General features: G+C 51.0%; 10 protein-coding genes and 2 riboswitches. Of the genes, 9 read left to right on the top strand and 1 reads right to left on the bottom strand.

Annotated features, from left to right (window positions below; genetic code table 11):
* Positions 1 to 9 precede the first annotated feature (9 nt).
* The gene (locus tag DFR62_RS07830) at positions 10 to 1,068 is read left to right on the top strand and encodes a Gfo/Idh/MocA family protein (RefSeq protein WP_121299327.1); all 1,059 of its coding nucleotides are present in this window, start codon (positions 10 to 12) and stop codon (positions 1,066 to 1,068) included.
* A 774-nt stretch (positions 1,069 to 1,842) separates the two neighbouring features.
* On the opposite strand, the gene solA is transcribed toward DFR62_RS07830, so the two are convergent.
* Entirely contained in the window at positions 1,843 to 2,982 is a 1,140-nt protein-coding gene (gene solA, locus DFR62_RS07825; RefSeq protein WP_121299319.1) for an N-methyl-L-tryptophan oxidase, read from the bottom strand.
* A 207-nt stretch (positions 2,983 to 3,189) separates the two neighbouring features.
* Positions 3,190 to 3,295, top strand: a riboswitch (SAM riboswitch).
* A gap of 127 nt (positions 3,296 to 3,422) precedes the next feature.
* Between solA and DFR62_RS07820 the strand changes: the two genes are divergently transcribed.
* From DFR62_RS07820 to DFR62_RS07785, 8 genes are all read left to right on the top strand, one after another.
* Positions 3,423 to 4,235 carry a transporter substrate-binding domain-containing protein gene (locus DFR62_RS07820; protein ID WP_121299317.1) on the top strand — a complete coding sequence of 271 codons (813 nt, stop codon included), beginning with the start codon at positions 3,423 to 3,425 and terminating at the stop codon, positions 4,233 to 4,235.
* Between the two features lie 21 nt (positions 4,236 to 4,256).
* A complete protein-coding gene (locus DFR62_RS07815; protein ID WP_058382321.1) occupies positions 4,257 to 4,976 on the top strand; it encodes an amino acid ABC transporter permease in 720 nt (239 codons plus the stop codon).
* On the top strand, positions 4,976 to 5,713 hold the full coding sequence (locus DFR62_RS07810; protein ID WP_058382322.1) for an amino acid ABC transporter ATP-binding protein: 738 nt from the start codon (positions 4,976 to 4,978) through the stop codon (positions 5,711 to 5,713). Before DFR62_RS07815 ends, DFR62_RS07810 begins: the two co-directional genes overlap by 1 nt.
* 42 nt (positions 5,714 to 5,755) lie before the next feature.
* Positions 5,756 to 6,709: a homocysteine S-methyltransferase gene (mmuM, locus tag DFR62_RS07805; RefSeq protein ID WP_121299315.1), complete on the top strand. Its 954-nt coding sequence runs from the start codon at positions 5,756 to 5,758 to the stop codon at positions 6,707 to 6,709.
* A 156-nt stretch (positions 6,710 to 6,865) separates the two neighbouring features.
* Complete coding sequence (locus DFR62_RS07800; protein WP_121299314.1) at positions 6,866 to 7,633, top strand: alpha/beta hydrolase; 768 nt, start codon at positions 6,866 to 6,868, stop codon at positions 7,631 to 7,633.
* A gap of 100 nt (positions 7,634 to 7,733) precedes the next feature.
* Positions 7,734 to 7,836, top strand: a riboswitch (SAM riboswitch).
* 280 nt (positions 7,837 to 8,116) lie between these two features.
* Positions 8,117 to 9,697 (top strand): ABC transporter substrate-binding protein, encoded by a 1,581-nt coding sequence (locus tag DFR62_RS07795; protein WP_121299312.1) that lies wholly within the window; start codon positions 8,117 to 8,119, stop codon positions 9,695 to 9,697.
* Between the two features lie 93 nt (positions 9,698 to 9,790).
* Positions 9,791 to 10,735, top strand: a complete 945-nt coding sequence (locus DFR62_RS07790) for an ABC transporter permease (protein ID WP_058382326.1) — start codon at positions 9,791 to 9,793, stop codon at positions 10,733 to 10,735.
* A gap of 23 nt (positions 10,736 to 10,758) precedes the next feature.
* The gene (locus DFR62_RS07785; protein WP_121299309.1) at positions 10,759 to 11,589 is read left to right on the top strand and encodes an ABC transporter permease; all 831 of its coding nucleotides are present in this window, start codon (positions 10,759 to 10,761) and stop codon (positions 11,587 to 11,589) included.
* Positions 11,590 to 11,595 lie beyond the last annotated feature (6 nt).

Below are 11,595 nucleotides of genomic sequence, written 5' to 3'. Positions count from 1 at the left end.
GGAGATCGCATGGGTATCAAAGTAGGCATTATCGGCTGCGGGGCCATTACGAAAATGCGCCACGCGCCGGAATATACAGCGAATCCATATGTGGATGAAATCGTCTTTTACGACCGCAATCTCCACCGTTCCGAAGCGATGGTCGAATTGTTCGGCGGCAGGAATGTCGAAAGCGTCGAAGAATTGTTCAACGATCCCGAGATTACAGCCATCAGTGACTGTTCGTCGAACGAACACCATCATTTATTCTCGGCGCAAGCGCTGTTGAGCGGCAAGCACGTGCTGTGTGAAAAACCGATTTCATTGACGGTGGAACACGCCAAGGAAATTTTGGCGGCGCAGAAAAAATCCGGCAAGAAACTGATGGTCGACCACAATCAGCGGTTCACGCGCGCCCACCAAAAAGCACGCGAAATCCTGGCCGGCGGAGAGCTCGGAAAAGTCTTGACCTTCCGCACCGCTTTCGGGCATTCGGGTCCGGAATCCTGGGGCATCAATAAAACCAAGTCGACATGGTTTTTCAAAAAGGAACGCTCAGGTTTAGGAGTCGGCGGAGATCTCGGCATCCACAAAATCGATTTGCTGCATTACCTGCTCGATGATGAAATTATTCAAGTAAGCGCCTTTCAAGGAGCTTTGCACAAAACGGATGAAAACGGCGAGCAGATTGAAGTATGCGACAATATCGTCTGCAGTTTGGCGACGCAAAAAGGGCGCCTCGGGAACGCCGCTTTTTCCTGGACCTATTACGGGGAAGAGGACAATAGCACCGTCGTCTATTGCGAGAAAGGCATCATGAAGATCTACCATGACGCCGAGTATCAGTTGGAACTCATCATGGAATCCGGCGAGAAAGTGAACTATCAGCTGGAAGCGATCCAAACGAATGACAATCAGACTCCGAGCGGCGTCATTGATGCATTCGTCGATTCCATCCGCCTGGACCAGGAGCCGATCGTTACGGGAGAAGATGCCTTGAAATCACTGAAAGTCATTTTGGGCATCATGGAAGCAGCCGACACCAAGCAAGTGGTCACTATCGAAAAAGAGTCTCTCCTTTATCAATAAGGAGAGACTCTTTGGTTTGTCGAGAAACATTGGTAGCTTTTTACGTTCCGTTTCAGCCGGACGCTTTCGGGCCCACAGGATGTGGGTCATGCAGCTGGCGCGACAGGACGTCGCGTTGCCAGCTGCCAGGGCACAGTCGCTATAAACCTCCTGCTCAACTCTCACAAAGTTCGAGCTTCGCAAACGAATGACTTCGCTCATTCGCTTGCAGGGTCTTCAGCTCGCGTCGCTCCTTCGCTTTGCTCAGTCACTGCTCCCGCAGGAGTCGCCGGCTCACACTTCACTAGCGTCAAAATAATATTTCTGTCACTCACTTTTATATCTCATTAGTTATTAAATAGAAAATGAAATAGACAGGTTATGAATGAAAAGGTGCGACTTATTTCACCTGCTAAAGAGTTTCTTCTTTTTCAATAGAGGGAGACTCTTTAAAGTGTTGAAAAGACCTACAAATTGCTACAAAAAAAGGCTCTCCTTTTATACGTTCAAAAATCAATGTGTTAGCTGAGTATTTGGAGAAGCGTTCGCTCGTAACCCCTTCTGCTCAATAATGCTGCGCATTACTTTCGCAAAGATAATGTCTCCCGTAGGTCGACCTTATCTTTCCTGTGGATCAGCGAGACGACCGAGACCCCGCAAGGAGCACAGCGACTGAGGAGGCTTGGGCGCGAGCCCACGGAAAGCGAGCGATAAGCTTCGGAAAATACGCCTTCTTAACTTTCTCGACAATCAAAAGAGTCTCTCCTTCATCATTAAGGAGAGACTCTTTTAAGTTCATAGTTTGAAACGGTTGAGTGAGAAGGGAGCGATGTCGAATTCGGTGTGGCCGCCTGTTGCCAATTGGCTTAACACTTCGCCCATGACGCTGCCGAATTTAAAGCCGTGGCCGGTAAAGCCGCAGGCAAAAATGACGCGCTCGTTGTCCGGATGGCGGTCGATGATGAAGTTATGGTCATCCGAGACGGTGTATAAACAGGTTTTGCCTTGTTTCAATTCTCCGCTCGCTTCCGGCATATACAGGTCCAGGAATCTTCTTAAGTCGCCCTCATCAAATTCGTATTGCCCGAAGTTCTGGGTTTGTTCGTCTGGGTCGATTGGCTGCCCGCCATCCGAGCGTCCGACTTTTACGCCAGCGCCGTCGATGCTCGGGAAGCCGTAGAACATCATCTCGGGGCCTTCCACAAAAAAACCGGGGAATTGATCGGCATTGTACATCTCCGGGGCTTCAAACCAGCCGACCGCTTTGCGCGTTGGTTGAATCGGCAATTGCAGCTCCGGCAGCAGCCTCTTCGCCCAAGCACCGGCCGTAACGATCACTTTTTCAGCATAGAAAACACCTTGTGCGGTCGAGATTTTCACACGGTTCCCATCCTGTATATCGATGTGCTGGACGGGTGTATTCGGCACATAGTGAACGCCGTTTTCGAGCGCCAGTTTCTTATAGGCACGGATGGCATTTTCACTGTACAACACGCCTGCCTGTGCTTCGAAGCAGCCGATGAAATGATCGGGCACAGTGAAGCCCGGCCATCTGTCCTGGATGGCGCCGCTGCTTAATATTTCGAGCGGCAAGCCGTAGCTATTGGCGGCTGCAATGCTTTCCAATAGAAAAGGCGAGTCTTCTGGACCGAGCCCGATGACGCCGGTCTTGTCGAAGACTTTATAGCCAGTCTGCTTCTCCAAGTCTTCCCATAATTGTTGCGCACGCAACACTAACCTAACGTAATGCCTGCCTTCCCCGTAAGCGTGGCGGATCAACCGGGTATCTCCGTGATGGCTTCCGTTCGCATGGGGCGGGTCAAATGCATCGATCACCAATGTCTTCTTGCCTTGCTGTGCCAAAAAAGCGCCGGCGGCCATGCCCATCGTTCCAGCCCCGACGATGGCGACGTCAAAAACAGTTTCTTCGCTCATCTTGTGTTCACTCCGCTCTTGTAGTGGATGCCTGCTGCCCGGTGAAAATCCGACAGCAATTGAATATTAAAATCGATGGTATGCAATGCGGCTCGGTTTGTTAATTTCCTCCTGAATTTTTATGCGAAATTTCGATTTATTTTCAAAAAGGGTTTGACATCAATGGTTATCTCAAATACTATCGTTAATATGTTAAAAAAATTAAATAACTTATCCAGAGAGACTGAGGGACAGGCCCTATGACGTCCAGCAACCATCATATTTATGAGAGGTGCTAATTCCTGCAGGATGTTTTCATTCTGAGAGATAAGAAATTGGTCGAAGCCTCTTTCCTATTGAAAGAGGCTTTTTTGCATCCAAAAAGTGGGGAAGGTGCCCTACATAAGGCGGAAAATCCAACCCTATCATAAAAAAACTACACACCAAAAGGAGCTTGAATTATGAAAAGAAACGCTTATGTATTCGCAACTGCCTGTTTAGTAGGTCTTGCCGGGACACTTGCCGGCTGTTCATCGGAAGAGACGGCGAACGCTGACGGAGACCAAGTGATCCGCGTCGGGACGCAAAACGACTATCCGCCTTTCGCTTTTGCGGATGATGCCAACCAGCTGACGGGCTACGACGTGGACATGATGAAGGCCGTCGATGAACAATTGGACGGATATACGTTCGAATACGTCGCCGTGCCGTGGGACAGCATGTTCCTTGCACTCGAGTCGAATAAAATCCAGGCCATTGCCGACCAAGTAGCGAAAACGCCGGAACGCCAAGAAAAGTATTTGTTCACCGATGAATCGTATTTCGCAGCGGAAACGGTCATCGCAGTAAAAGAAGGCCGTGAAGACATCCAAACGATTGAAGATTTGGAAGGCAAGGCAGTCGGGGCGTTGGCGGGTGACTCCTATACTTTATTGCTTGAAGAATATAACGAAACCGCCGCCGAGCCGATCGAATTGAAATACAGCGAAAGCGGCAACCCGTCGGAAATTCTGCAGGATGTGCAGAACGGGCGCGTAGATGCTTACGTCAATGACCCGATCATGATGAACGCGGTACTGGAAAAAAATGACCTTGGCGTGGAGATTGTCGGACAGCCTTTGGTCAATGACGATATGGGCATCGTCTTGAAAGACGAAGAAAAGGGCCAGGAATTGAAGGCTTTGATCGACCCGATTTTGAAACAGCTGAAAGAAGACGGCACCTTATCCGAACTGTCCGAGAAATGGACCGGCGGCGACTACATCCCTGAATAAGCTAGCGGAAGGACAGAGACAATGGAAAATTTACTGGACTTGAATTTCTTGATCGAGAGCTTTCCTGCCATTATTTCCAGGCTGCCGGTTACGATCGGCATAGCAGTCGGCTCACTGCTTTTGAGTCTGGTCATCGGCGTGGCTGCGGCATTGATCAAAATCTATAAAGTGCCCGTGCTCAGCGTCATCACGTCGATCTATATTTCCTTTATCCGGGGGACGCCGTTATTGGTGCAGATTTACCTAGTGTTTTACGGGATTCCGAAAATCATTTATTTTCTTCAAAGCGAATACGGCTGGCTTCAGTCGGCGGACGTCAATAGCATCGCGCCGGAATTCTATGCCTTGATGGCCTTTTCCATCAATTTGGGCGCGTATTTATCTGAGACGATCCGTTCTGCGATCGAATCGGTCGACCGCGGCCAGTTCGAAGCCGCCAAAGCGATTGGCATGACGCCTGTGCAAATGATGCTGAAGATCGTCTTCCCGCAGGCCTTGACAGTAGCGATTCCGAACCTCGGCAATATGTTCATCAGCACCATCAAAGACACCTCGCTCGTGTTCATCATCGGCGTCATCGATATCATGGGGCAGGCAAAAATCCTCGGCTCCCGCGGCTTGGCGTTCTTTGAAGTGTATATCGCCGTCTCGATCGTCTATTGGATCTTATGCATTGCCGTCGAGCGCTTATTGGTGAAGATTGAGAAGCGTGCACGCAGATATGAAAGAGGGATTGCCTGATGATTAAATTGGAGAAGCTGCATAAATATTACGATCGCCAGCATGTGTTGAAAGGCATCGATTTAACCGTCGAAAAAGGCGAAGTGGTGGCGGTCCTCGGGCCAAGCGGTTCCGGGAAGTCGACGCTATTGCGCTGCATCAATTTTCTCGAAGATCCGACAAGCGGCATCGTGGAAATCGGCGGAAAGCGGGTGGATGCGGCCACCGCCAAGAAAAAGGAAATCTTCGCGCTCAGGACTGCAACGGGGATGGTGTTCCAGCAATACAACCTGTTCAAGAATCTGACTGTGCTGCAAAATGTCTCCGTCGGTTTGACGAGCGTCAAGCGGATGAAAAAAGACGCTGCTGACAAGAAAGGCATCGAGATGCTCGAGCAGGTCGGCTTGTCTTCTAAATTGAGCCATTACCCTGCGCAATTGTCCGGAGGCCAGCAGCAGCGTGTCGGCATCGCCCGTGCGCTGGCTTTGGACCCGGAAGTGCTGTTATTCGACGAACCGACTTCTTCGTTGGACCCGGAACTGGTCGATGAAGTATTGGCCACCATCCGCCGCGTCGCGGACACCGGAAAAACGATGTTCATCGTGACCCATGAATTGAGTTTTGCGCGTGAAATTTCGGACCGCGTCATCTTTATGGAAGACGGCGTCATTATTGAGCAAGGCACGGCTGAGCAAATTTTCACCGAGCCCGCCGTTGAAAGAACGAGACAATTTTTAGGGAAAGCCGTCCAAGGCTGAGGGAATAAAGTGAAACGACTGAGAGCGGAAGGATGGTTTGGAATGAACCCGATTGAACAGATATTGAACGAGTTCCCGGTCCTCATCGTGGACGGGGCTATGGCGACAGAACTTGAAAACTATGGATGCAATTTAAACGATTCTTTATGGTCAGCGAAAATATTGATGGAAAATCCGGAGTTAATCAAGAAAGTGCATGTGGATTATTTCCAGGCTGGGGCGGATTGTGCCATTACGGCCAGTTACCAGGCGACCATTGAAGGCTATCAGGAGAGAGGGCTGACAGAATCACAAGCGATCGCATTGATCACGAAGTCTGTCGAGTTGGCAACACAAGCGCGCGACGAGTTTTGGGGCGCTGCAGCGGATCGCTCGAACAGGCCGAAGCCTTTAGTGGCGGCATCAGTCGGCCCGTACGGCGCGTTTTTATCGGACGGGTCTGAATACCGCGGCGGCTATGCGATTGGCGAAGAGCAATTGGCCGCATTTCATAGAGAACGCATCCGGGTGCTGGTGGAAGCAGGAGCGGATATTTTGGCGTGCGAAACTTTGCCGTGCCTTGCGGAAGCGAAAGCGATTGTGAGCGTGCTGGAAGAATTCCCGCAAGTGTCTGCCTGGTTCACATTCAGTGCGAAAGATGAGTTCCATATCAGCGACGGGGAGCGGATCGCGGATTGTGCAAAATGGCTCGAGCAGCAACCGCAAGTGGCGGCAATCGGCATTAATTGCACAGCTCCGCAGTTTATCGAATCCTTGATTCAGGAAGTGAAAAGCGCGTCTTCCAAACCGGTCATCGTCTATCCGAATTCCGGCGCCACTTACGACCCGGGAAGCAAAACCTGGAGCGAAGAACCGTCGGCTGGTGCGTTTTCCGCCAATTCGAAAGCCTGGCATAAAGCAGGAGCAGATATCATCGGCGGCTGTTGCAGCACGACTCCCGATGATATTGCAGCGATCGCTTCCTGGGCGCGCCAAGGGAAGGCTTCGGAAGTTTAAGGCAGCTCTTGATGCGGGTGATCGTTCATTTTATAAAACCTAGTTGACAAGTAGGTTTTAAATATAGTCTAATGTGAATAAGCTTTTTTCGCATTACTTCACATTAGAGGCAGTTAGTGGGCCTCCTGATTTTTAAACAGCTGAAGGAGGGATTGCATGAACGAACAATATCCTGTCATCCAAGGAGCGGAAGCCTTCTTTCTGAAAGGCGGAAGCACCGGCATTCTATTGTGCCACGGGTTTCTCGGTACGCCGCAAAGCGTCAGGGAATTAGGCGAAGCGCTCGGCAAACAAGGCTATACGGTTTCCTGTCCGCGGCTGCCGGGTCACGGCACCCATTTCAAGGACCTGCAACAATTCTCTTATGACGACTGGTTCCGGAGTGTCGAGCATGCCTATATCGAACTCAGAAAATCGTGCACATCGGTCTTTGTCCTCGGGCAATCGATGGGCGGCACCTTGAGCTTGGATCTGGCCAGCCGCCATTCTGAAATCCAGGGCATCGCGTTGATTAATCCGGCGATCGACATCCCGCAGTTTGAAACTTACCGCAGCCGCCCGGCCCATGCTTATGTCACAGAAGATGCGCCCGACATTAAAAAAGCGGATGCGGTGGAAATCACTTACGGGCAAGCGCCGGTCAAAGCGTATCAGCAATTGCTCGGCTATATGGATGCTGTCCGCGCAAAGCTCGGCGAAGTCCGCTGTCCGGTCGTGTGTTTCCAGTCGCTTGAAGATCATGTCGTACCGCCAGCCAACACCGATTATATTCTCGGCAAGGTCGGTTCGCAACACGCGTTCAAGCACGAACTCCATAATTCCTATCACATTGCTTCCATGGACCATGAATTGGATTTCATCGTCGCCAAATCCATTGAATGGATCGAACAGGCGCATGTCTTGCCGGCTGGCGGGCAAGCGTAAACCAAATCGAATTTCAGCTTCATGTAAATAAATTCAATTTCTTCAAAATAATGTTGACAAGCCGGATCATGGGCCGTAACATGAACTTTACAATTTAATCATCTTATCGAGATTGACTGAGGGACTGGCCCTGAGACGTCAAAGCAGCAGACCGCAATGCGGCACTGTGCTAATTCCTTGTACCGCGCGTACAGAGATAAGAGAGGCGATCGAACGTATGAAACCACTCCTCTTCTTGTCGGAAAGAAGAAGGGGTTTTTTTATTACGTTAAAACCAAGTAAACAGGTAAGATAAATTATTTTTGACGAAGGAGGTGCCTTCAATGGACAAATGGTTTTCGAAATACCGTCGGAGCTTGAGCGGCAGATTGGCGCATCAACACTTCGACGCTTCATTGAAAATCTGGGAACTTGGATAGGCTTTTAAGCAGTTGCATACATACTCGAGGCATCATTATTTTTTTAATCATAAGGAGGAACATCGTGAAGAATATCATCTTTTTAGTTATTACGTTAATTGCACTTATCGGATTGGCCGGTTGTTCCGGCAGTGAAGCAAGCCCATCAGATTCAAGCGCAGCTTCAGAACCTGTAGAAGGCGGAGAATTGAATGTGGCGATCGGCGCAGATCCGAACACGCTCGATTGGATGTATACGGGGGAAAGTGCCGCACGCAAAATTGGCTGGCATATTTATGAAGGCTTGTTTGCCTTGAACCAGGATTTTGAAGCGGCACCGCTGCTCGCGGAAGATTATGAAGTGAGCGAAGACGGAAAAACCTACACGATTACTTTGCGTGAAGGCGTAACTTTCCATAACGGGGAACCAGTGACGGCAGAAGATGCCAAAGCGTCCATCGAACGTTGGCTGAAAGTGTCATCTGTCGGCAAGATCACCAACGACCACGTGGAATCCGTAGAAGCAGATGGTTTGCAGTTAACCATTCAATTGAACAAAGCATACAGTTCTTTGCTTTCTGACCTGGCTGCCCCGAAATCGGCTGCCGTCGTCTTGCCGAAAGCAATCGCTGAAGCGGCCGGCGAAAAGCCGCTCGACCATGACCAGTATATCGGCACCGGGCCTTTCCAGTTTGATTCGTGGAAGCGCGGCGATGAAATCGTCTTGGCCAAATACGACGACTATGCATCCAGAACCGATGAGACAAGCGGTTTGACGGGAGAGAAAAAAGCGTATGTGGATTCGGTCCATTTCAAGATCGTCAAAGACCCTCAAGTGGTCGTCAATGGCTTGAAAACCGGACTTTACGATTTCGGCGATGAAGTTCCGCTCGATTTGTATGAAGTGATCGAAAGCACGCCGAATATCGAAGCAGGCACCGCCACGAACGGCTATACGGTCTTGACGCCGGATAAATCGGAAGCGCCGTTCGATGACTTGCAAGTGCGCCAGGCATTGAACGCTGCACTCGATAAAGAAGCGATTGCCAAAGCAACATACGGCAACGAGGAATTTTACGAATTGGACGGCGCTTTGTTCACGCCGAACCAAACCGCCCTGTATTCGGAAGAAAACACAGACGGCTTCCTGTCCTATGATGTGGATGAAGCGAAACGCTTATTGGAAGAAAGCAGCTACGACGGCGAGCCGATCAAAATTATCTTCTCGAGCGATTCCAACGACTATAAGAAAATTGCCGAGATCGCTGAACAGCAGCTTGAAGCAGCCGGCTTTGCGGTCGAGCTGGAATCCTATGAATGGGCAACATACCTTGAGAAATGGGGAGAGGCATCCAATTGGGATCTCGTTGTCGTCGGATGGTCCCCGTTCTTCTCGCCGAACCAGGCAGGCATGTTGAGCCAGGATTCGAACAGCAGCGGCTGGTACAACAGCGAGAAATGGCAGGAGCAAATCGCCCAGTGGGCACAAGCGGAAACCGAGGAAGAGCGACAGCAGATCCTCGCCTGCTTGAACGAAACGCTGTATGAAGAATTGCCGTTTGAAAAAGTGACGAACATCTCGAATTTGAATGCGCGCACAACCGATATCCACGACTATAGCGAATGGTACGGCCCGCGCTTCTGGAATACGTATAAAACCAATTAACGACGAGCCATCAAACAGGATAACTAAGAGAAGAAAATCGTCAGGAACGATGCTGGCGATTTTCTTCCTTTTATGGAGAAGGGGGAACAAGCAATGCTGAACTACACGATTCGCCGGCTGTTGTCGGTGATTCCCGTCATGCTGGTCGTCAGTGTCATCGTCTTTATGATCGTGCATCTGACGCCCGGCAACCCGGCGTTCCTCATTTTAGGGGAGGACAGTTCACCGGAAGCGATTGCTGATTTGGAGCGTGAACTGGGCTTGGACCAAGCGCTGTATGTCCAATTCTTTAATTGGTTTTCACAAGTCATCACGGGGGATCTCGGAACTTCCGTTTACTCTTCGCAATCGGTGACCTCGCTGATCGCTGAGAACTTCGGGCCGACCTTCAGCCTGATGGCGCTGTCGACGGTGATTTTGCTCGCCATTGCCATTCCGGTGGCGATCCTCATCGTCGCGCTGCGCAAAACCGTCTTGGATCCGATCTTCACATCGGTTTCCTTGTTCGGCGTATCGGTCCCGGAATTCTGGCTCGCGACGCTATTGGTGCTTGGTTTCGGCGTCGCGCTGCCGATCTTTCCAGTAGCCGGCTATGTGCCGTTTGCGGAAGGGGCGGATGCATGGCTTCACCATATCCTCTTGCCATCGTTTGTGCTGGCGATTGTTGAAGTGGGCATCATCGCACGGATGCTGCGCGACAGCATGCTCGATTCGGTCAATCAGGATTACATCAAAACGGCGCGCGCGAAAGGCGTAAAGGAACGTGAAGTATTGATGCGCCATGTCTTCGTCAATGCCTTGATCCCGACGACGACGGTGCTCGGCGCTACAGTGGCCGGCTTGCTTGGCGGCACGGTCATCATCGAGACTTTGTTCACGATTCCGGGCATCGGCCAGCTCTTGGTCGATTCCATCCACCGGCGCGATTACCCAGTCGTCCAGGGAATTGTGCTGTTCATTGCCGGCATTTATGTGTTCGTCAATCTATTGGTGGATCTGCTGTACACATTCCTCGATCCACGCATCCGCTATGATTGAACATTTGGAAGGAGACGAAACCGATGTTTACTAAGAAAACGAATCTGCTGGCGCTGGCTATGCTATTGATCGTCGCGCTTGCAGCCATCACCGCAAGTTCCTGGCTGCCTTTCTCTCCGGCCGCGATTTCCCCGGAACAGCGCTTGACCGGCCCTTCAGGGGCACATTGGTTCGGCACGGATGATTTCGGCCGCGACATTTTCTCGCGGACCATCGTCGCGGCCCGGGTGTCCTTGTCTGTCGGCGTCATCGTTGCGGTGCTGTCGACGGTCATCGGCACAGTGATCGGCTTGATCTCCGGCTATTTCCGCAAAGTGGATTTCGTGCTGATGAGAATCATTGACGGCTTTCTGGCGTTTCCAGCACTCATCCTTGCGCTTGCGCTGGTCGCGGCACTTGGCGGCAGCATCACCAATATCATCATCGCTTTGACGCTGGCGTTTTTCCCGGTCATGGCGAGAGTCGTCCGTTCGGCGACGCTGCAAGTGAAAAACCAATCCTATATCGAAGCGGCCCAGACGACCGGATCGAGCCATGCGGTGATCATCGCCAAATACGTATTGCCGAATATTCTGTCCCCGGTCATTGTCCAAAGCACCTTCATTTTCGCGAAAGCGATTTTAGCGGAAGCGGCGCTCAGCTTTCTCGGCGTGGGGGTTAACCCGTCAACGCCGACCTGGGGCAATATGCTGCAGGAAGCACAGATCTACGTGACCATCGCGCCTTGGTATTCCATTTTCCCAGGCCTTGCGATCGTCATCACTGTTCTGGCGTTGAATTTGCTCGGCGATGGGCTGAGGGACAGTTTTAATCCACATCAAGCGAAACGCAAGCGCAAAACCAAACTTGCCTAAAGGGGG

The sequence above is a fragment of the Planococcus citreus genome, from assembly GCF_003664125.1.
Taxonomy (GTDB): domain Bacteria; phylum Bacillota; class Bacilli; order Bacillales_A; family Planococcaceae; genus Planococcus; species Planococcus citreus.
Note: the sequence above shows the minus strand (reverse complement) of the source record. Positions and strands in the feature narration are given on the sequence as shown.